At 62.1% G+C, this 20,467-nt stretch carries 21 protein-coding genes and 1 tRNA gene; 11 read left to right on the top strand and 11 right to left on the bottom strand.

Annotated features, from left to right (window positions below):
- Positions 1-96: transfer RNA gene (locus BJN45_RS00700), tRNA-Sec, on the top strand.
- Here BJN45_RS00700 and BJN45_RS00705 read toward each other — a convergent pair.
- Entirely contained in the window at positions 54-2,507 is a 2,454-nt protein-coding gene (locus tag BJN45_RS00705) for a diguanylate cyclase (RefSeq protein ID WP_083650699.1), read from the bottom strand. The genes BJN45_RS00700 and BJN45_RS00705 overlap by 43 nt on opposite strands.
- Positions 2,508-2,561: 54 nt before the next feature.
- Here BJN45_RS00705 and BJN45_RS17915 point away from each other — a divergent pair, with 54 nt between their 5' ends.
- From BJN45_RS17915 to mobA, 4 genes are all read left to right on the top strand, one after another.
- A complete protein-coding gene (locus tag BJN45_RS17915; protein WP_076091096.1) occupies positions 2,562-3,368 on the top strand; it encodes a LuxR C-terminal-related transcriptional regulator in 807 nt (268 codons plus the stop codon).
- 82 nt (positions 3,369-3,450) lie between these two features.
- Positions 3,451-3,885 carry a glycine cleavage system protein H gene (locus BJN45_RS00715; protein ID WP_076091098.1) on the top strand — a complete coding sequence of 145 codons (435 nt, stop codon included), beginning with the start codon at positions 3,451-3,453 and terminating at the stop codon, positions 3,883-3,885.
- Positions 3,878-4,252: a DsrE family protein gene (locus tag BJN45_RS00720; protein ID WP_076091100.1), complete on the top strand. Its 375-nt coding sequence runs from the start codon at positions 3,878-3,880 to the stop codon at positions 4,250-4,252. Before BJN45_RS00715 ends, BJN45_RS00720 begins: the two co-directional genes overlap by 8 nt.
- Complete coding sequence (mobA, locus tag BJN45_RS00725; protein WP_076091102.1) at positions 4,252-4,842, top strand: molybdenum cofactor guanylyltransferase MobA; 591 nt, start codon at positions 4,252-4,254, stop codon at positions 4,840-4,842. Before BJN45_RS00720 ends, mobA begins: the two co-directional genes overlap by 1 nt.
- Here mobA and BJN45_RS00730 read toward each other — a convergent pair.
- Entirely contained in the window at positions 4,839-5,333 is a 495-nt protein-coding gene (locus tag BJN45_RS00730; protein ID WP_076091104.1) for a hypothetical protein, read from the bottom strand. The genes mobA and BJN45_RS00730 overlap by 4 nt on opposite strands.
- A gap of 91 nt (positions 5,334-5,424) precedes the next feature.
- Between BJN45_RS00730 and BJN45_RS00735 the strand changes: the two genes are divergently transcribed.
- Positions 5,425-5,817: a rhodanese-like domain-containing protein gene (locus BJN45_RS00735; protein ID WP_076091106.1), complete on the top strand. Its 393-nt coding sequence runs from the start codon at positions 5,425-5,427 to the stop codon at positions 5,815-5,817.
- Here the strand turns inward: BJN45_RS00735 and BJN45_RS00740 are convergent.
- Genes BJN45_RS00740 through BJN45_RS00750 form a run of 3 tightly spaced genes read right to left on the bottom strand, consistent with a single transcriptional unit; the run spans position 5,797 to position 8,737 of the window.
- Positions 5,797-6,996: a multidrug effflux MFS transporter gene (locus BJN45_RS00740; protein ID WP_076091108.1), complete on the bottom strand. Its 1,200-nt coding sequence runs from the start codon at positions 6,994-6,996 to the stop codon at positions 5,797-5,799. The two genes, BJN45_RS00735 and BJN45_RS00740, sit on opposite strands and share 21 nt — an antisense overlap.
- A gap of 4 nt (positions 6,997-7,000) precedes the next feature.
- Positions 7,001-8,488 (bottom strand): YifB family Mg chelatase-like AAA ATPase, encoded by a 1,488-nt coding sequence (locus tag BJN45_RS00745; protein ID WP_076091110.1) that lies wholly within the window; start codon positions 8,486-8,488, stop codon positions 7,001-7,003.
- 6 nt (positions 8,489-8,494) lie between these two features.
- Positions 8,495-8,737 carry an accessory factor UbiK family protein gene (locus BJN45_RS00750; protein WP_076091112.1) on the bottom strand — a complete coding sequence of 81 codons (243 nt, stop codon included), beginning with the start codon at positions 8,735-8,737 and terminating at the stop codon, positions 8,495-8,497.
- Between the two features lie 246 nt (positions 8,738-8,983).
- On the opposite strand from BJN45_RS00750, the gene BJN45_RS00755 reads away from it, so the two are divergent.
- The 3 genes from BJN45_RS00755 (at position 8,984) to BJN45_RS00765 (ending at position 11,652) form a co-directional block, all read left to right on the top strand.
- Entirely contained in the window at positions 8,984-9,829 is an 846-nt protein-coding gene (locus tag BJN45_RS00755; protein WP_076091114.1) for a TorF family putative porin, read from the top strand.
- 81 nt (positions 9,830-9,910) lie between these two features.
- Positions 9,911-10,249 (top strand): P-II family nitrogen regulator, encoded by a 339-nt coding sequence (gene glnK / locus BJN45_RS00760; protein ID WP_076091116.1) that lies wholly within the window; start codon positions 9,911-9,913, stop codon positions 10,247-10,249.
- 11 nt (positions 10,250-10,260) lie between these two features.
- Positions 10,261-11,652 (top strand): ammonium transporter, encoded by a 1,392-nt coding sequence (locus tag BJN45_RS00765; RefSeq protein WP_083650703.1) that lies wholly within the window; start codon positions 10,261-10,263, stop codon positions 11,650-11,652.
- Positions 11,653-11,753: 101 nt separating this feature from the next.
- Here BJN45_RS00765 and BJN45_RS00770 read toward each other — a convergent pair whose 3' ends face one another.
- From BJN45_RS00770 to BJN45_RS00795, 6 genes are read right to left on the bottom strand one after another with little or no spacing between them, the layout of a single operon-like run.
- Positions 11,754-12,296: a hydrolase gene (locus BJN45_RS00770; RefSeq protein ID WP_076091118.1), complete on the bottom strand. Its 543-nt coding sequence runs from the start codon at positions 12,294-12,296 to the stop codon at positions 11,754-11,756.
- A complete protein-coding gene (gene purU / locus BJN45_RS00775) occupies positions 12,296-13,159 on the bottom strand; it encodes a formyltetrahydrofolate deformylase (RefSeq protein WP_076091120.1) in 864 nt (287 codons plus the stop codon). Before purU ends, BJN45_RS00770 begins: the two co-directional genes overlap by 1 nt.
- A gap of 5 nt (positions 13,160-13,164) precedes the next feature.
- On the bottom strand, positions 13,165-13,776 hold the full coding sequence (gene thrH / locus BJN45_RS00780) for a bifunctional phosphoserine phosphatase/homoserine phosphotransferase ThrH (RefSeq protein ID WP_076091122.1): 612 nt from the start codon (positions 13,774-13,776) through the stop codon (positions 13,165-13,167).
- A 42-nt stretch (positions 13,777-13,818) separates the two neighbouring features.
- Entirely contained in the window at positions 13,819-15,837 is a 2,019-nt protein-coding gene (locus BJN45_RS00785; protein ID WP_076091124.1) for a putative bifunctional diguanylate cyclase/phosphodiesterase, read from the bottom strand.
- Positions 15,834-16,700, bottom strand: coding sequence for a phosphate/phosphite/phosphonate ABC transporter substrate-binding protein (locus tag BJN45_RS00790; protein WP_076091126.1), 867 nt, complete (start codon positions 16,698-16,700; stop codon positions 15,834-15,836). Before BJN45_RS00790 ends, BJN45_RS00785 begins: the two co-directional genes overlap by 4 nt.
- A 52-nt stretch (positions 16,701-16,752) precedes the next feature.
- Positions 16,753-18,666: an ATP-binding cassette domain-containing protein gene (locus tag BJN45_RS00795; RefSeq protein WP_076091128.1), complete on the bottom strand. Its 1,914-nt coding sequence runs from the start codon at positions 18,664-18,666 to the stop codon at positions 16,753-16,755.
- A gap of 40 nt (positions 18,667-18,706) precedes the next feature.
- Here BJN45_RS00795 and BJN45_RS00800 point away from each other — a divergent pair, with 40 nt between their 5' ends.
- Both BJN45_RS00800 and BJN45_RS00805 read left to right on the top strand, forming a co-directional pair.
- Positions 18,707-19,915 (top strand): HD-GYP domain-containing protein, encoded by a 1,209-nt coding sequence (locus tag BJN45_RS00800; RefSeq protein ID WP_076091130.1) that lies wholly within the window; start codon positions 18,707-18,709, stop codon positions 19,913-19,915.
- Positions 19,879-20,454 carry a hypothetical protein gene (locus tag BJN45_RS00805; protein ID WP_139326264.1) on the top strand — a complete coding sequence of 192 codons (576 nt, stop codon included), beginning with the start codon at positions 19,879-19,881 and terminating at the stop codon, positions 20,452-20,454. Before BJN45_RS00800 ends, BJN45_RS00805 begins: the two co-directional genes overlap by 37 nt.
- Positions 20,455-20,467 lie beyond the last annotated feature (13 nt).

Raw genomic sequence — 20,467 nt, forward strand, 5'->3', positions numbered from 1 at the left:
GGAAGGAATCGTTCCCCGGTGGGGCGGCCGGTCTTCAAAACCGGCAGGGCCTGTCAGACAGGCTTGGGTAGGTTCGACTCCTGCTTCCTTCCGCCAGCCACGTCCGCGATCCGGATGCGGTTCCGGCCGTCACGCTTGGCTGCATAAAGCGCATCGTCGGCACGGGACAGTGCCGTTTCCGAATTTGCGTCATCGACCTGTAGCACCGTGATGCCGATGCTGACCGTGATGTTTACCGTGTGTCCGTCGTATTCGATCGGAGAGTTCGCGATTTTTGCGCGCAGACGTTCGGCGAATATTTCTGCGGTAATCAGATCGGCATCCAGCAACAGGATCGCAAATTCCTCGCCACCCAGACGTCCGGCCGTGTCGATCTTGCGTAACTCGCCTTGCAGCGTGCCGGCAGCGTGTTTCAGTACAGCATCGCCGGCAGCGTGACCGAGGCGGTCGTTGACGCGCTTGAAATGATCCAGGTCGAGCATCAGTACGGCAGCACGGGTGATATCGACGCGTTTCAGGCGAGCCAGTTCGCTGTCCATTTGTTTCATGAAATAGCGACGGTTGAACAGCCCGGTCAGGAAATCCGTGGTGGCCATGGCGACCAGTTCGGCCTCGAGCCGTTTGCTTTCAGCGAAATCCCAGGCCAGATCGGCAAGCAGGGAAACCACCTGCACGTCGTCGTCGGTATACGGTGTTGGTTTGTTGCCGACTCCCAGAATCGCCACGATGAGGCCCTTGCGGAAAACCGGGACGACCATTTCACGCAGAAGTGCGGCATGGCCTGGCGGTAGTCCGCGTTTGTTTTCCTGAGTCGCGTAGTCGTTGTGGATGACCGGGCGACGCAGATGAACGGCTTCGACCCAGATTCCGGCATCGTCTACGTTGTAATGACGACCGGCCCCCTCGGCCTTGCAATATTCGCGCTGGGTCCGCGTTGACCAGGTTTGCAAGGTGAGTGTTTTCTGGTCGGCTTCAAGAAAATGGTAAAAGCCGATGGTGCTTTCCGTGAGGCTGCCAACTTCATCGAGCGTTGCCGTGAGCAACTCATTCATGCTGTGTTCGGCTGCGAATTCCATCAGTCGCATCCGTGCCGCCCGGATATCGCGCGTCCGTTTCTGCTCGGTGATGTCTTCCCCGATGGCCTGCAGGTGAGTCAGTTTGCCGGTGCTGTCGAAAAAGGCACGGTCAGTCCATTGCGTCCAGCGCATTTGTCCATTTTTCCCCTTCGCACGATGTTGACCGTGCACGGCGACGGGGTTTTCCGACGTCAGGGCCGCAATACGTGTCTTTATCTGTTCCTTGTCCGATTCGTTCGGGATGAAGTCCAGGCGTTGCTTACCGGTGATTTCACTAGCCGGAACCCCAAGAAAGGCGGCATACGCGGTGTTGCCGAAGATGATGCGCGTGTCTGGCAAATAACGCACAACCAGCATCGGGGTGTCTTCAACCAGTTCATGGTAAAGCGCTTCCTGATGGGCAATGTGTTCGCTGGTCTTCTGCTGGTTCAACCAGGCACGGTACTGAACATGGGTTGCGTAAATGGAGGCCAGGAGAAACAACAACGCGATACCGGCCAGTTTCAGTGAATCGTCGCGCCAGGGTTGCAGATAGTCGGAAGGAGACAGACCAACAGAAATGTAGAGGGGCAGGTCTTGCAGCTTGTGGAAGGTGACGGTGCGTTCCAGGTGGTCCGGGTCCTTGTCGCGAAAGGTCGCCTGGGTTTTTCCGCTGGTGAAAAGTGCCAGCTTCTCGGGCCCGACGTCCTTGTTGCCGATGGTGCGGTGCATGGTGTCAGGTTCGGGATACCGGGCAATCAAGCCCAGGCCCTCTTCCCGCAGGGTGACCTTGCCTCCGGGGCCAAGATTGAGGGAAGAGAACTGCTCGGAGATGAAATCCAGCGTGAGTGCCGCAAAAATCATTCCGTCGAAGCCACCCTCGGGGTGGTTGACGCGACGCGCCAGAACGATCACCCATTTGTTGTTGATGCGGCTGATTTGCGGTTTGGAAATCAGCAATTCTGCTGTCGGATCGTTCTTCAAGCGAATGAAGTGCGGGCGGTCAGACAAGTTCGTGCTGGCGCTATTGAGCACATCGTGCCCGGCGAGTAGCAAGCCGTTCTTGTCGGTCAACCGGATGGCGTCAACTTCGGGTAGCCGGGCCCGAATCTGCTCGATATGCCCGTTCATCAGCGTTGGATTCTTGCGGTGCTCCGAATAATGGATTCTGTCGATGTCGAGCAGTGCCAGCAAGGAAACGTCAATGCGCCGGATACTGTTGATCAGATTGTTTTCGAGGGCCTGAGCGAGATTCTGCGTGGTGATTTCTGCTCGTTCCTGGTGCTGACGGTAACCGAGATAGGCTGATGTTGCGGTCAGTAGGATGACGAACAGATTGATCAGTAGAACAGTACTTGCCAGTCGTAATTTGTAGTTCATCGAGGTTCTGGCAAGTTTGCCGTTTCGGGCACCAGATTTTATTGACCAGCGATTGAAATGTCTGTCAGTCATGTCCTACGTAGGCCAAAAGGAGTAGGATTTTCAATAAGGAGGCGAACGAAAAACATGGGAAAACATGAAGCCGATGTCGGATGTTCGTTGTCCAGGGCAAATGAACGCGCCGCCCGGGCGCTGGATGAGATTGACGCGAATGTTGCGGTTCTCAACCGGGAAGGGGTAATTATTGCGACCAACCGAACATGGCGTGAATTTGCTGCAGCCAATCGACTGGCTGATGGTTCGTTACCGAAAAATGCCGATATTGGCAGCAATTATCTCGATATTTGCCTGTCTGCGACGGGGCCGGTTACGGAGTGCGCACGAGCAGTCCATGCGGGCATAAGGGCTGTCCTGAATGGGCGGCGCAGCAGTTATTGCCAAGAGTATCCATGCCATGCCCCAACCAGGCAGCGTTGGTTCTCGATGACTGTAAAACCTGTCCGGCGCTCCAGTCCCAGAGAAGTCGTCGTGATCCATGTTGATGTCACGGATCGCTACCAGGCTGAAATTGCGGCGCAGGCCAAGCAGGCTGCACTCTCTGCCGCGCTCGCGGAATTGCATGCGATGGCCGGAAAGATTCGGCACTCGGTGGTGAAGGCGTCAATGCGCCAGCATGAGCCGCTCATTCCGCATCTAGATAAAACCAGTCGTGAGCACCTCAGTCAGCGCCTCGCTTCGCTATCAAAGCGGGAAATGGAGGTCTTCATGGCACTGGCGCACGGCGAACGCAACACTGAAATTGCCGGGCGATTGCAACTCAGCAACAAGAGCATCTCCACCTATCGAGCACGGGTTCTGGAAAAGCTGTGTGTCGACAACAATGCTCAGTTGGTGAGGCTTTCTTCCGAAGCTGGTCTGATTGCTGCAGAGTAATTAAACTCTTCGCTTGTACGGGCAAAGCCGGTTCTGACTGACCGGCCGAAATTGCTCCTTGTCGTTATGTGAAGTCTTGCCCATGCCCCACACCCCATTCTCCGGCTCTATCCCCGACGACCTGCTGTACTACCCGGACCACGACATGTGGGTGCGTGAGTTGCCGGGCGGCGAGGTGCTGATCGGGGCGACGGCGTTCGGGATTTTTCTGGCTGGCGAGATCATTGCCTTCACCAGCAAGCCGAAGGGCGCCGAGGTGGCGCGGGGGCGGGGGATGGGGACGGTTGAGTGCCGCAAGACGGTGCTCGCGCTGCATGCGCCGGTTTCCTTCACGCTGCTTGAAGGTAACGAGGCGGCCGAGGAGCGGCCGAAACGGGTCAATCTCGATCCGTACGGAGAGGGCTGGATGGCGCGTGGACGGCCGACGGACTGGGCGGCCGAGCGCGGTCTGCTGATTGATGCTGCGGCCTACCGGGCGCATGTGCTGAAGATCGAACCGGAGGCGAATTTTGTCTGAGCGGCTGGCGATCCTGATCCTGAACCCGACGCCGGCCTATCCGGAATGCGTGGTGACACCGCTGGTGCATGCGCTGGCGGCGCGGGCGCTGGATGCCGAGGTGGAGATCCATTTCGCCGGTCCGGCCGTGCGCTGGCTGGTCGAGGGTGTGGCGGCAGCGGCCTGGCCGACCGCGACCCGGGAAAAGTCGGTGGCGGCGTTCCTAGGTGAGGTGCTGGCGGCCGGCGTGCCGCTGTTCGCCTGCGGCATGGCGCGGGCGGCCTGGGTGGCGGCGGATGAAACCTTGCTGGCGCAGGCCGGCGCGGCCGGGGCGACAGCCTTTGTCGCGCGCACGCTCGATCCGGCGTGGCGGACGCTGGTCTACTGATGGCGCGCGAACAGATCACCGGTGTCGTGCTCGCCGGCGGCCTGGGCCGGCGCATGGGCGGCGTGGACAAGGGCCTGCAGGAACTGCGCGGGCGACCGCTGGCGGCCTGGGTGATCGAGCGTCTGGCGCCGCAGGTCGGGCTGCTGCTGGTCAATGCCAACCAGAATGCCGATGCCTATGCCGCTTTCGGTCATCCGGTCGTGGCCGATGCCATTCCCGATTTTGCCGGGCCGCTGGCCGGGCTGCACGCGGCGCTGTCGGCGGCGCGGACGCCGTATGTCGCGACGGCTCCCTGCGATTCGCCTTTTCTTCCGGTCGACCTGGTTTTTCGCCTGTTTTCGGCGTTGACCGCAGCCAACGCCGAGATTGCCGTGGCGCGTACCGGCGATCAGCCGCATCCGGTGTTCTGCCTGTGCCGGCACGAGGTCCTGCCGCACCTGACGGCTTACCTGGCGGCCGGCGAGCGCAAGTTCGAGCGCTGGTATTCGACGCTGGCCAGCGTCGAGGTGGCTTTCGATGATCAGCCCGAGGCTTTCGAGAACATCAATACCCGCGAGGAACTCGCGCGGTTTTCCGGACGCTCCGGCTAAGCCTTTGGTTCGATGCGCTTGGAGCTTTTCTTGACCGCCCCGTGACCGGTATCGAAATGCACCATGAAGTAGGTTTCGTCGAAGGGCATTTCGCCTTCGATGTGCCACTCCCAGATTTCCTCGCGGAGATTGGCGAAAACCCGTTTTCTGGCCGGTTGACCGTAGAGTCGACGGACCTCGTCCTTGCTCATGCCGGGACGGAGCAGGCCGTAGCTGGCTTCGTTGAGCACCTGGTCGAGGCGGCTGACGATTTCCTGGCGGTCGAAGCTGATCATGTAGCAGTGCACACCGGCCGGCTGGCGACTGTATTCCCAGGTGGCGGTGCCGTCGTCGTTCCAGTGGATGAACCCCGGTTCGCCCATGCGGCTGCGGACTTCGGCCTGGGTCGTGATGCCCGGCTTTATTTCCGGCAGATTGACGATGTCGCAGGCCGGCAGCAGCGTGGCAGCGAAGGCGGAGAGGGCGGCGGCGATCCAGGCGGGCAGTTTCATGCGGGCTCCGTGGGCGGTTCGGCTGGCAAGTTTACGCTTTTCGCCGGCTTGCTTTCATAATATCGATCCATTCAAATTTTCCCATACACCGATGCAGCATCTCGATCCCCTTGCCGCCCATGCCTTCCTGCAACAGACGCCGGCAGCCGTCCTGGTCGATTGCCGGACGGAGATCGAGCACATGTACGTCGGTCATCCGGTCGGGGCCGAGCATGTCGCCTGGCAGGAGGCGCCGGACTGGGAGATCGACCCGCATTTCGCCGTCAACGTGAAACGCTTGGTCAAGGGCGACCTGACGCGGCCGGTGGTGCTCATCTGCCGCAGCGGTAGCCGTTCCATTTTTGCCGGCGAGGCGCTGGAGAATGCCGGCTTCCAGACGGTGATCAATGTCGTCGAAGGTTTCGAGGGCGCGCTCGACGACAACTTCCACCGTGGCACGCTGGGTGGCTGGCGCTTTCGCGGTCTACCCTGGCAGCAATCGTAATTTGCGGTGGGCGAGGGCGGCCAGTCCGCCGGTCGCCATCAGGCAGGCCATGCCAAAGGCCAGGCTGAGGGTCGAGCCCCACAGCGCCGGCGCGATCAATGCCGCCGCGATGCCGTTGAATCCGGACTGGAAGAAGGTCTGGCACGAGGCGGCGAGGCCGCGTTGTTCAGGAAATGGATCGAGTGCGAACAGCGTCAGGTTGGGCATCGCCAGCGACATGCCGACGGTGTAGACAAACAGCGGTGCAACGCTCCACGGCAGTCCCGGCGGCAAGCTCAGGTTGAGCGCCAGATTGAGCATGGCGGCGCTGGCCATGACGCCATAGCCGAGGGCAATGGCCTGCCCGGGTGTACGTTTGCCGGCCAGCCGGCCCGATAGCCAGGAGCCGCTCATCAGCCCCAGCATCGCCGGGCCGAACAGCCACAGGAAAGCGGTTTCCGGCAGGCCGAGATGGCGCATCAGGAACACCGGCGCCGACAGCACGTAGATGAAGAAGCCGCCGAAATTCAGCGCCAGTGCGGCGCAGGCGAGAAGGAAGCGGGGCGAACTGAAGACCTTGCGGTAGGCGGCGACCAGGTAGCCGGGGCGCAGCGACTGGCGTTTTTCCGGCGGCAGCGTCTCCGGCAGCAGTTTCAGGCAGGCCAGCCACAATGCCGCGGTCAACAGCACCAGAAATGCAAAAATCGAACGCCAGCCGAACCAGGTCTGCAGCCAGCCGCCGATCACCGGGGCAATGGCCGGTGCCAGCGCGAACATCATCGTGATCTGTGCTATCAGGCGCTGGGCGTCGGCGCCGTCGTACAGGTCGCGGACGATGGCCCGGCTGATGACGATGCCGGCACCGGCGGTGACGCCCTGCATCGCCCGCCAGAACCACAATTGCCCGATGCTGGTGGCGAACAGGCAGCCGGCCGAGGCGACGCCGAACAGGATCAGTGCGCCGAGAATGACTCGGCGCCGGCCGAAACGGTCGGCAATGGCACCGTGCCACAAGGTCATCGCGGCAAAGGAAAAGAGGTAGGCGGAGAGTGTCTGCTGGACTTCCAGAGGCGTCGCGCCAAGGCTGTGCGCAATGTCCGGGAAGGACGGCAGATAGGTGTCAATGGAGAATGGCCCAAGCGCCGAGAGGCAGGCGAGCAGCAACGCAATGCCGCGGGTACTGCGAGTGGAATGGGTCATGGTTTCAATCGCGGGCGAAACGGCGGTACTGGATGGCTTCGGCAATGTGCGGGGCGCCGATGTCGGTGCTGCCGGCCAGGTCGGCAATGCTGCGCGCAACCTTGAGCACGCGGTGCCAGGCCCGTGCCGACAGGCCGAGGCGGCTGGCTGCCTGTTGCAACAACGCTGCGCCGGGGGCATCCGGCTGGCAGCCGGCGTCGATTTCACGCGTCGTCAGGCGGGCGTTGGCCTTGCCCTGGCGGCCGCGCTGCCGTTGCCAGGCGGCGGCAACCCGTTCGCGGACGACGGCCGAAGTCTCGCCATCAGCCTTGCCGGCCAGTGCTTCACTGGGCAGCGCCGGGACTTCGATCACCAGATCGATGCGGTCGACGAAGGGACCGGACAGTTTTCCGCGATAGCGGGCGACCTGCTCCGGTGAACAGTGGCAGCGGGATTCGCCGTGGTAGCCGCAGGGGCAGGGGTTCATCGCGGCGATCAACTGGAATTCAGCCGGGAATTCGGCCTGGCGGGCGGCGCGGGCAATATGGATGCGGCCACTTTCGAGCGGTTCGCGCAGGGTTTCCAGCACCTTGCGATCGAACTCGGGCAGTTCGTCGAGAAACAGGATGCCATGGTGCGCCAGGCTGATCTCGCCGGGACGCGGCGGATTGCCGCCACCGACCAGTGCCACCGCCGATGCGGTGTGGTGCGGGCTGCGAAAGACGCGCTGTCCGTAGCGTAGTGGATCGAACTGGCCGACCAGCGACAGCACCGCTGCCGAACTGCGGGCTGCGTCGTCGTCGAGCATCGGCATCAGGCCGGGCAGGCGGGCGGCGAGCATCGACTTTCCGGCCCCGGGTGGGCCGAGCATCAGTAGCGAATGCTGGCCTGCTGCGGCGATTTCCAGCGCCCGCCGGGCCTGGCTCTGACCCCGTACATCCGCCAGGTCGGGGAAAATTGCCGGATTGTCGCGGTCGACCGCAGGCGGCGGCGACAATTCCGTTTGCCCGGCGAGATGGGCGCAAACGGCAAGCAGCGAGTCGGCGGCGAGAATGTTGTCCTGTCCGGTCAGCGCTGCTTCGCGGGCGCTGAGTGCAGGCAGGATGAAGGTCTTGCCATCGCCGGCGGCCTCCAGCGCCATCGCCAGTGCGCCGCGCACCGGGCGCAGTTCACCGGACAGCGACAGTTCGCCGGCAAATTCGTGGGCGGCCAGCCGGGCAGCAGGAATCTGGCCGCTGGCGGCGAGGATGCCGAGCGCAATCGGCAGGTCGAAGCGCCCGGATTCCTTGGGCAGGTCGGCCGGTGCCAGATTGACGGTAATGCGCTTGCCCGGATACTCGAATCCGGAGTTGACGATGGCCGCACGCACCCGGTCACGCGCCTCGCGCACCTCTGTATCCGGCAGGCCGACCAGCGTCAGTCCGGGTAGTCCGTTGGCCAGGTGCACCTCGACGGTGACCGGTGGCGCGTTCAGGCCATCGAGTCCCCGGCTCAGCGCGATGGCCAGTGCCATGGTCGCTTACTGGCCGCTGCGGGTCTTTTCCAGTGCTTCGACGCGGGCTTCCAGGGCTTGCAGGCGTTCGCGGGTACGCGCCAGCAACTGGGCCTGAATATCGAATTCCTCGCGGGTGACCAGATCGAGTTTGCCGAACAGACCACCAAGCATGGCCTTGGCATTTTTCTCGATATCCTTGGTCGGTGAGTTGGCCAGCAGGGCGCTCATTTTGGCGCCGAATTCTTCCAGGGTCTTGGGGTCGAGCATGGTATTCCTCCGTAAGTGGGAAAGTTTAGCACAGCGGTATTTCAGCCAATTTTCCGCTTTGCTCGCCGCTGGTGCGTGACACTCTGTAACTGCACCGCCTTGGTGCCCTCAATCGGTGCGCGATTGGTGCGAAATGTACCAACTTATTGAATTTAATAATTAAATCAATGTTGGCACGCCTCCTGCTCTGTGTGCTGCACAAAAATTGTTTTTCCTTTACTCACTTTTCCTCACAGGAGAGAAACCATGAAGAAGTCACTGATCGCTCTGGCACTCGTTGGCGCATTTGCCGCTCCGGGCGCTGTTCAGGTTGCCGCTGCTGCCGACGAAGCCAGCCCGCACACCATCACCGGCAACATGACGCTGGCCACGAGCTATCGTTTCCGTGGTATCGACCAGACTTACGGCAAGCCGACCCTGCAGGGCGGCATCGACTATTCGCACGCCAGCGGCCTCTACGTGGGCAACTGGAACTCCAACGTCTCGTCCGGTGCCGGCTTCCCTGACGGCAACCTGGAAATGGACTTCTACGGTGGCTGGCGTGGTGCCTTCGGTGATTTCGGTGTCGACGTCGGCGCGATCTACTACTACTACCCGGGTTCTGACGGTGGCGTTCTCGACACGCGTGCCGATGATGGTCCGGTGACGAACAAGGAAATCTACCTCGGTGCTTCCTGGAAGTTCGTTTCGGTCAAGTACTCCTACTCGATCGACGATTACTTCTCCCTGCGCGGCACCAGCACCAACGCCGGCAAGAGCACCTCGGGTACCAGCTACCTCGAAACCAACCTGAGCTATGACTTGGGCAATGGCTGGGGCGTCAACGGTCACGTGGGCCGTCTGTACACCAAGAACATCAAGAACGGCGACTACACCGACTGGAAGGTCGGCGTGACCAAGGATGTCAGCGGCTGGATCGTCGGCCTGTCCTACGTCGACACCAATGCTGACGGCAACTGCAAGAAGGCATTCCAGCCGTATTGCTTCAGCAGCAGCAATTCCGACGTGAGTGGGGCTCTGGTGACCAACACCAGCAAGACCAAGGATGCTGGTCGTGGTATCGCCATCCTGTCGGTCAGCAAGTCGTTCTAATCCAGCCTGAAAACATCCTCTCCGTTAGGCCAACCGGTTGCGGAGAGGAGGTTCCAGTCGCAAACAGATAGGGGAACACTCATGAAATTCGTTACTGCCATCATCAAGCCATTCAAGCTTGACGAAGTGCGTGAGGCGCTGTCCGCCATTGGCGTGCAGGGCATCACGGTGACCGAGGTCAAGGGCTTCGGTCGTCAGAAAGGCCACACAGAACTGTATCGCGGTGCCGAGTACGTCGTCGATTTCCTGCCCAAGGTGAAGCTCGAAGCTGCCGTCAAGGCCGAGCAGATCGACCAGGTTATCGAAGCCATCGAGAAGTCCGCCAGTACTGGCAAGATCGGTGACGGCAAGATCTTCGTCTTCGACCTCGAACAAGTCGTTCGTATCCGCACCGGTGAAACCGGTGGCGATGCCCTGTAAGGAGCCCTGACATGAAACACGTTCTCTCCATGCTGGCCCTGCTGGGTGCGGTGTCCTTCGGGGCACCGGCCTGGGCCGAAGAGCCGGCTGCTGCCACGGCTGCTGTCGAAGCTGTCGCTGCGGTGGCGGATGTAGCCGTTGCTGCGGTTGCCGAAGCTGCCGCTCCGGCGCCGGTCGTTGAAAAGGGCGACGTTGCCTGGATCATGACTGCCACGCTGCTCGTCCTGTTCATGGCCCTGCCGGGCCTGGCACTGTTCTACGGCGGCCTGGTCCGCGCCAAGAACATGCTGTCGGTGCTGATGCAGGTGATGGTTGTCTTCTCGCTGATCTCCATCCTGTGGGTCGCTTACGGCTACAGCCTGGCCTTCACCGAAGGTTCGCCGTACATCGGTTCGCTGTCCAAGCTGTTCCTGTCCGGCGTGACGACCGATTCGCTGGCCGATACCTTCACCGATACCGTGAAGCTGCCGGAATACGCTTTCATCGCCTTCCAATGCACCTTTGCGGGCATTACCTGTGCGCTGATCGTCGGTTCCTTCGCCGAACGCATGAAGTTCTCCGCAGTCCTGATCTTCTCGGTCATCTGGTTCACGCTGTGCTACCTGCCGATCGCCCACATGGTCTGGGGTCCGGGCGGCATGCTGCTGGGTGACGGTGCGCTGGACTTTGCCGGTGGTACCGTGGTCCATATCAACGCCGGTGTTGCCGGTCTGGTTGGTGCCTACATGGTCGGCAAGCGTATCGGTTACGGTCGCGAATCGATGGCTCCGCACTCGCTGACGCTGACCATGGTCGGTGCCTCGATGCTGTGGGTGGGCTGGTTCGGCTTCAACGCCGGTTCCAACCTGGAAGCCACCTCGGGTGCGACGCTGGCCTTCATCAACACGCTGGTTGCCACGGCTGCAGCCGTGCTGGCCTGGAGTGCCGGTGAAGCGGTGTTCAAGGGCAAGGCCTCGATGCTGGGTGCTGCTTCCGGCGCGGTTGCTGGTCTGGTTGCCATCACCCCGGCTTGCGGCTCGGTTGGTCCGATGGGTGCCATCGTCATCGGCGGCCTGTCCGGTCTGGTCTGTCTGTGGGGTGTCAGCGGCCTGAAGAAGATGCTCGGTGCGGATGACTCGCTCGACGTGTTCGGCGTCCATGGCGTCGGCGGCATCCTCGGTGCCATCCTGACCGGTGTCTTTACCGCACCGTCGCTGGGCGGTACCGGTGCCGAAGACTTCTCGATCGCCAGCCAGGTCTGGATCCAGACCTACAGCGTGATCATCACCATCGTCTGGTCTGCCGTGGTTGCCTTCATCGCCTACAAGATCGCCGATATCGTGGTCGGTCTGCGGGTGCCGGAAGAAGAAGAGCGCGAAGGTCTCGACCTCACCGCTCACGGCGAAAGCGCTTACCACCACTAAGCCGGTTCAAAGTCTCTCTCCCTTTGGGCACCTGCGGGTGCCCATTTTTTTGCCCGAAAAAAAACCGCCGGTCCGGCGGTTTTGTCTTTTGCTGCGAATTTCTACTTGATCAGCGGCAGGGCAGCGCGGAATTCGTCGGTGCCGCCACGCTCAAGCCATTCGAAAAGGACCATTTCGGTGGTGGCGACATGGACACCGGCGGCGCGCATGCGTTCGATGGCAGCCTGGCGGTTGGCCGGGGTGCGGGACGAGGCGGCGTCAGCCACGAGGAATACGGTGAAGCCGGCCGCCAGCAAACCGAGCGCGGTCTGCAGCACGCAGACGTGGGTTTCGCTGCCGGTGAGCAAGACTTGCTTCCGGCCACTGGCGCGCAGCAGGTCGAGGACACCGGGCTCGGCGGCACAGGAAAAATGGATTTTCTCGAAAATCCGGGCGTCGACCGCAGCAGTGCGAATGGCCGGCAGGCTGTGGCCCAGGCCCTTGACGTAGTGTTCGGAAACGAAGGCCGGGACGCCGAGCTGGCGGGCACCTTCAAGCAGGCGCACGCTGTTGCGGGTGATTTCGTCGGCTTCGAAGATCGCCGGGGCGAGCTTTTCCTGGATGTCGACGACGAGCAGCAGGGAGTCTTTACGGGAAATCAGCATCAGCGGAACACCACCGTCTTGTTGCCGTGCACCAGTACACGGTCTTCAAGATGGTAGCGCAGGCCGCGGGCGAGCACTGTCTTTTCGATGTCCTTGCCGTAGCGCACCATGTCTTCCGGCGAATCGGAATGGTCGATGCGGATGACGTCCTGCTCGATGATCGGGCCGGCATCGAGTTCGCTGGTGACGTAATGGCAGGTGGCACCGATCAGCTTGACGCCGCGCGTGTAGGCCTGGTGATAGGGCTTGGCGCCGGCGAAGCTGGGCAGGAAACTGTGGTGGATGTTGATGATCCGGCCGGCCAGCGCGTCGCAAAGCTCTGGCGACAGGATCTGCATGTAGCGGGCGAGGACCATGGTGTCGCCACGCACGTCGTCAAAAATGCGCTGCATCTCGGCGTAGGCCGCCTGCTTGTTGTCGGCGGTGACCGGCACGTGATGGAAGGGGATGCCGTGCCATTCGACGAAACCACGGAAAGTGTCGTGGTTGGAGATGACGCACGGAATCTCGATGTCGAGTTCCTTGGCCTGCCAGCGCGCCAGCAGGTCGTAGAGGCAGTGTTCCTGCTTCGACACCAGCACGACAACGCGCTTCTTGATCGCGCTGTCGTTGATGGTCCAGTTCATCTGCAGTGGTTCGGCGATTTCACTGCGAAAGCGTTCGCGGAACTCGGCCAGCAGGAAAGGCAGGGAGCTGGCCTTGATTTCGATGCGCATGAAATAGCGACCGGTCAGATCGTCCGCATGGAAGCTCGATTCGAGGATCCAGCCACCGTGTTCGGCGATGAAGCCGGAAACACGGGCGATGATCCCGACCTGGTCGGGGCAGGAAGCGGAGAGGGTGTAGAACCGGTCGCGATGCATGGTGGTCAGGCGGCCTTGGCGAAGGCTTTGTCGATTTCGGCGCGCAGTGCGTCGTAGTCGCGCACCACCGGGTACTGCGGGAATTCGCGGATGACGTTTTCCGGCGGGTGGAACAGGATGCCGCCGTGGGCTTCACCGAGCATCGCCGTGTCGTTGTACGAATCGCCGGCGGCGACGGTGGTGAAATTCAGTTCCTTGAAGCGTTTGACCGCTTCCTGCTTCTGGTTCGGCATGCGCAGGTGGTAGGCGACCAGCATGCCGGATGCGTCGGCTTCCAGCGAATGGCAGAACAGCGTCGGCCAGCCGAGCTGGCGCATCAGCGGATGGGCGAATTCGTAGAAGGTGTCGGACAGGATGATGACCTGGTAATCCTCGCGCAGCTTGTCGAGGAAGGCGCGGGCACCCGGCATCGGGTCCATTTCGCCGATTACTTTCTGGATATCCGGCAGGCCGAGCTTGTGCTCGCGCAGGATGTTCAGGCGGTAGGTCATCAGCGTGTCGTAGTTCGGCTCGTCGCGCGTCGTGCGCTTGAGTTCGGGAATGCCGGTGCGCTCGGCGAATTCGATCCAGATTTCGGGGACGAGTACCCCTTCGAGGTCAAGACAGACGATTTGCACGGCAAGCTCCCTGAGACGGCGAAAAAGCGCGATTTTACCCGATTACAACGGGCTTATTTCGGGCTCGGGGCGGGAAAGATGGTAGCCCTGCGCATAATCGACGCCAAGATCGCGCAGGATGCTCAGCGTTGCGGCATCGCCGACGAATTCGGCAACCGTTTTCTTGCCCAGGCCGCGGGCGACCTCGACGATCGCGCGGACGAAAACCTGGTCGTTCGGATCGTTCGGCAGGTTGCGGATGAACATGCCGTCGATTTTCAGGATATCGGCCGAGAGCTGCTTCAGGTAGGCAAATGACGAGAAGCCGACACCGAAATCGTCGAGGCAGACGGTGCAGCCCAGCGCCCGGATCTCGTGGATGAACTGTTCCGAATCCCGGATGTTGGCCAGCGCGGCGGTTTCGGTCAGTTCGATGAGCAGGCGCCGCGGTTCCACGTGAAACGCTGCCAGCGTGGCGCTGATCAGCGCTGCCAGTCCCGGTTCGTCGAAGGAGCGGGCGGAAACGTTGATGGCCAGCGCGCGCGGGGCGTTGGCACTGGCCAGAGTGCGAATGGCGTCACGAATGACCCAGCGGTCGATGTCGATGATGCGCCCGCTTTTCTCGGCTGCCGGGATGAAACTGCCCGGCATCAACAGCTGATCGGGGTTTTCGGGATCGATCATGCGCACCAGGGCTTCGTAATGCGCGATCGTGCCTGTTGTCGTCGAATGCACGCCCTGGAAATGCAGGACCAGACGTTGTTCGTCGAGGGCGCGCTGGATGCGGTCGTTCCAGCCGAGCTGGTGCAGCATCTGTTCCGAGTCGTCGAGTTCCGGACGGTAGATACGCCAGCAGTTCTTGCCGCCGGCCTTGGCCTGGTACATCGCGGCGTCAGCATGCGAAACGACGTTTTCCCCGCGCTCGCCATGCTCGGGGAAAAGCGCGATACCCAGGCTGATCGTCAGCCCCAGGCGGCGCCCGGAAAAGTCAAAAGTCAGCCCGCGTACGGCGTTTACTATGCGTTCGGCCAGCGTCTGGGCTGCTGCACGATCGGCGCCGGGGGCCAGGATGACGAATTCGTCACCGCCAAGACGGGCCAGCAATTCGTCGGAACGTACCAGCTTGCTGATGGCGCTCGCCGCATGCAACAGGACATTGTCGCCAGCCCGGTGGCCAAAGGTGTCGTTGATGGTCTTGAATTCGTCGATGTCGAAATAGAGCAGGGCGCCATAGTGCTCGGGGCCGCGCTGGATATGGCCGATGACCCGCTCCAGCTCGGCTTCGAAACGGGCGCGGTTGGCCAGTCCGGTCAAGGGGTCGCGCTCGGCCATGTAAAGCAGTCGTTCGGCCAGTTCGCGCTGGGTCAGTTCGGCGGCTTCCAGTTCTTCCATGCGGGCATGCAGGGCCGCCGCCATGCTGTTGAACGCCCCGACCAGACGGCCGATGTCATCGTTGCCGGCGCCGGGCAGGGGCTTGAGGCGGCTGCCGCTGGCCAGCAACTGGCTGGCGCCCGACAGTGCGGTAAGGTGGCGGGTCAGCCACAGCGCGATGGCGGCGAGGACTGCAGTCGTCAGCAGGATGCCGAGCAGGGCGAGAACGATGTTCTGGGTCAGGATTTCGCTGCGGGCCTTGTTGAGAAAGTGCAGGTCGAGTCCGATCAGCAGTTCGCCGTACTGACGTTCATCGATCTGCATGGCGATATGGAAATCCATGCGGTTTTCATCGGCAGGCAGCGCCTGCAGGAAGGCCAGCGTGCTCTCGCCCGGTAATTCCATGGCCGAGGCCGAAGCGATGCGCCGATCTTCCTCGTCGAACATCACCAGATAGGTCATGCCCTGTAATTGCTGGGCGTCGCGCAGTATTTCGGCGACAGCAGCAAAATCATGTTGGGCCATTGCCGGGGCCAGCGCGGCGCGCATCAGGCGGCTGGCTTCACCGCGGCGCAGTTCGAATTGGTGCAGCAGGTGGGTTTCGGCCAGGCGCTGGCTGTTCCAGAGGATGGCCGAAATCATCACGATTTCGACGATTACCGTCAGGACGATCAGGCGCCCGCGTAGCGACCCGAACAGGCGGGAAATCATTGTGCCAGGGCTTCGCGCAGCAGACGGCGGGTTTCCGGCAGGGAGCGGTCGAGCTGGGCGCGGTCATCGGCGCTGAGTGCGCGATAGCCACCTTGCCTGGTATTCGTGAAGAACTCCCTGCCTGCCGCGCTTTGTTCGAAGCCGAGCAGTGCCGAGCGGATGGCATTCAGTTGATCCTGCTGCATCCGGGGATGGGCGATGTAAAACTGTCCGGGGAAGACGGCAAGTTCGCGCCAGATCACCGCCTTGTCGCGGATTTCCGGCGGCGACAGCAGCAGGCCAGTGCTGTTGACCAGGGCTGCCCGGGTCTTGCCGATGACCGCGTTCTGGATGGCGCTGGAGTGCGATACGGCACTGACGAAGCGGTAGTCGCGTCCTTCGATCAAGCCTTCATCGGCCAGCGACAGGGCGCCAAGGATGGCCATCAGCGCACTGCGGTCAGTGACGGCGATCGTGCCGCCACGTAGTTCCTCGGTCCGGGTCAGCGGTTGTTCTACGGCGGTAACCAGTACGCCGCGGATCGGTTCCTTGTGGACCAGAATCGGCTGGTAGCCGTAGTCCTTGATCGCCAGCCAGCCGTAGTGCGGCGCGCTGATCACGATATCGTAAGCGCCATCGCGCAAGCGTCTGAAAAAAGTTGGATAGTCAGGCGCGGTGCGTAACTGGACGGGTCTCTCCAACTGCTGCTCCAGGCTGCGGACCAGCGGTTCGTGGGTGCGCAGCAGGGTGCGTGTGCTCAGGTAGGGCATCAGCCCCACGGTTAAGGGCGCGCCGGCGGCCTTCTGGGCGGCAGTGGCAGGTACGGGCAGGGCAAGACCCAGAATGAGGCACAGGCAGCCAATGAACGCGGTCAGATGGTGCACTCGATACCTCATGAATTTGGTGTCAGGAATTATAGCCCTATCAATATCAGGGTTATGACGGATCTGCTGTGGGCAGTGCCTCCAGCGCCTCGTGCAGTTCCAGCCAGCGCAGCTCGGCTGCGTCGATCTGTTCGCCAAGCGTACTGGCCTGGCGATGCATTTCTTCGCTTTTTGCCCGGTCGACCGTGACATAGAAGTCGGGGTCGGCGAATTGCGCGTCGAGCGCTGCCTTTTCTGCCTGCCACTTGGCCAGCTTGCGGTCGAGCTGCTCGATTTCCTTGCTCAGCGTGCGCCGCTGGGCGAGCAGGGCCTGCCGGCTGGCCTTGGCGTCGGCGCGTTGCTGCAGGCGCTCGCTCTTCTCGGCAGCGACCTCCGGTGCTGCGGTCTTTTCGGCACTGCGCTGCGCCGCCAGCCAGGCGGCGTAGTCGTCGAGGTCGCCGTCGAAGGGCGTCGCCCGGCCGTTGTCGACGAGCAGCAGTTCGTCGGCGCAGGTGCGCAGCAGGTGGCGGTCGTGCGAGACGATGACCATGCCGCCCTCGAATTCCTGCATGGCGAAGGTCAGCGCCTCGCGCATTTCGAGATCGAGGTGGTTGGTCGGCTCATCCAGAAGCAGCAAGTTGGGCTTGGTGCGGATCAGCAGGGCCAGCGCCAGCCGCGATTTCTCGCCGCCGGAGAAGGGTTCGACGGCGCGTGTCGCCATCTCGCCGCGGAAGTCGAAGCCGCCCAGGTAATCGCGCAGTTCCTGCTCCGGCGTCAGCGGTTCGAGGCGCTGCAGGTGCTGCAGCGGCGATTCGTCGGGGCGCAGTTGTTCGAGCTGGTGCTGGGCGAAGTAGCCGATGTTCAGCGCCTTGGCTTCCTTGCGCTCGCCGCCTTGCTGGGCGACTGCGCCAGCGAGCAGCTTGATCAGCGTCGACTTGCCGGCGCCGTTGCGGCCGAGCAGGCCGATCCGGCAGCCGGGGCGCAGCGTTAGCGTGATGTTTTCCAGAATCTTGCGGTCGACGTAGCCGGCGGATGCATTTTCGATGACCAGCAATGGGTCAGGCAGGTTTTCCGGTTCGCGGAAGCTGAAATGGAAGGGCGAGTCGATGTGCGCGGCGGCGACGATCTCCATGCGTTCAAGCATCTTGACCCGGCTCTGCGCCTGGCGCGCCTTGGTCGCCTTGGCCTTGAAGCGCTCGACGAAACGGGTCAGCTTGGCGATCTCGCGCTGCTGCGCGGCGAAGGCCGATTGCTGGACGGCCAGCCGGGCGGCCTTGGCGCGTTCGTAATCGGAATAGCCGCCGGTCGTCAGCGTCAGCTTCTGCTGGTCGATGGCGATGATCTGGCCGACCACGGCGTCGAGGAAGTCACGGTCGTGCGAGATCAGTAGCAGCGTCGCCGGTGTTGTCTTCAGCCACTGTTCGAGCCAGAGCACGGCGTCGAGGTCGAGGTGGTTGGTCGGCTCGTCGAGCAGCAGCAGGTCGGCGCGGCAGGAGAGGGCGCGGGCGAGGTTGAGGCGGACCCGCCAGCCGCCGGAGAAATCGGCGACCGGTCGGGCGAAATCGGCATCGGTGAAACCGAGCCCGTGCAGCACCTCGGCGGCGCGCGCCTTGGCCGAGTAACCATCGATGTCGGCGTAGCGGGTGTGCAGGTGACCAATGGCAACACCGTCGCCAGCGGCTTCGGCGGCGACCAGCTCACGTTCGACGCGGCGCAGTTCGGTGTCGCCGTCGAGGACGAAATCGAGCGCGGCGTCGGGCAGTGCCGGGGTTTCCTGGGTGACGCGGGCGATCTGCCAGCTGGCCGGGATTTCGCAGTCGCCGGCTTCGGCGTGCAGTTCGCCGGCGAGCAGCGCGAACAGGCTGGATTTGCCGCAGCCATTGGCGCCAACCACGCCGACCTTCCAGCCAGGATGGAGTTGCAGGTTGGCGTCGACCACCAGTGGGCGGGCGGCGCGGGCGAAAGTGAGTTGGCGCAGGGCGATCATCAGGGGCCGAATTATAGCGGCGGGCTGCTAGAATTCCTGCATGATCAAGCAGATTCGCGTCGACCAGCTCAAACCGGGCATGTTCATCCACGACCTCAATTGTGGCTGGCTCGACCATCCTTTCCTGACAAATGCCTTCCACGTGCGCGACATGGCGACCGTGGACAAGATCATCAAGATCGGCATACGCGAACTGTATATCGACACCATCAAGGGTGCCGATGTCTGGGCGGCGCCGACGCAAAGCGAGGTCAATGCCGATCTCGAGCGACGGCTGCAGGAGATTGCCGAAAGGAATACCGACAAGCCGATCATCGTCGATCTCAAGGATGAGGCGGCTCGTGCCCGTCGTCTGCAGGGCGAGGCGAACAAGTTGGTACGCAACATGATGGACGATGTCCGTCTCGGCCAGCAGGTTGAAATCGAGCGTGTCGAACCGCTGGTCGAAGGCATGGTTGATTCCATTTTCCGCAATCAGGATGCGTTGCTGCCGCTGGCCCGCCTCAAAAATCACGACGATTACACCTTCCAGCATTCGGTCAGTGTCTGTGCGCTGCTTGTTGCTTTTGGCCGTGGGATGAAACTCGATAAGGTGGTGATCCGCGAAATGGCGCTGGGTGGATTGCTGCACGATGTCGGCAAGGCCCGGATTCCGGATCGCATCCTGAACAAGCCGGGCAAGTTGAGCGAGGATGAGTTCGGTCACATGCAGCACCATGTCGACGAAGGTGTGCTGCTTTTGCAGCAATCACCCGGCATCAGCGAGATTGCCTTGAAAGTGACGGCCGAACATCACGAGCGTTACGACGGTTCAGGCTATCCCGGCGGGCTGGTTGAAAAGAACATCTCGTTGTATGGGCAAATGGCATCCATCGTCGACGTTTACGATGCGATCACTTCGGAACGTGTCTATCACAAGGGCATGGCGCCGACGCAGGCGCTGAAGAAGCTGCTCGAATGGAGCAGTCACCATTTCGATCCCAAGCTGGTGCAGGCTTTCATCCGTTCCATCGGTATCTATCCCAGTGGTTCGCTGGTCATGCTGGACAGCAAGCGGCTCGGTGTCGTCGTCGAGCAGAACGAGGACAAGCTGCTGGAGCCGGTGATCCGGGTTTTCTATCATGCCGGGCAGCAACACTACATCCCGCCGGAAATGATCGACCTGTCGAAGTTCCAGCAGGATCGCATCGCCAGTTTCGAGAGCTTTGAAAAATGGAAAATCGATCCCTATCAGTGGTTGCCGGGCTGATCCTCGGCCTGCTGGCCTTGCCGGCAATGGCCGACGAAGCCGACTGGGAAGCACGCCTGAAGCGGGCTGCCGACATGCAGGCCGCGGCCGACGCAAAACAGAAAACGGCGGAAGCCGCGTTTGCCGAGCAGAACATTGCCTGCCAGGAAAAATTCCTGGTCAATGCCTGCGTCGACAAGGCGCGGCAGGCGCATTTTGCCGAGACCCGGGAAAGCCGGCGGATGCAGATCGAAGCCAATACAATCGAGCGCGAAGTGAAGCGCGAACAGGCGCAGGCTCGCGAAGCCCGCCTGGCAGCCGAGGCCGCGCAACGGGCCCGGGAGTATCCGGAGCGGGAGAAATCACTGGCTGAAGAGAGGGCAGTAGCGGATCAGCAGCGTCAGCAGAAGATCGACGCGAAGGCCGCCAAGGCCGAGGCAGGTGCGCGCCGGAAAGCCGCCAAGGCCGAGGAGCACCAGCGCAAGGTAGCCGAGCACGAAGCACGGGTGGCTGAACGCAAGGCGCGAGCAGAAGCCAGGGCCGCTCGCGATAAACCATGACGGCGAGCGCCTG

The sequence above is a fragment of the Azonexus hydrophilus genome (assembly GCF_001956855.1).
GTDB lineage: Bacteria > Pseudomonadota > Gammaproteobacteria > Burkholderiales > Rhodocyclaceae > Azonexus > Azonexus hydrophilus_A.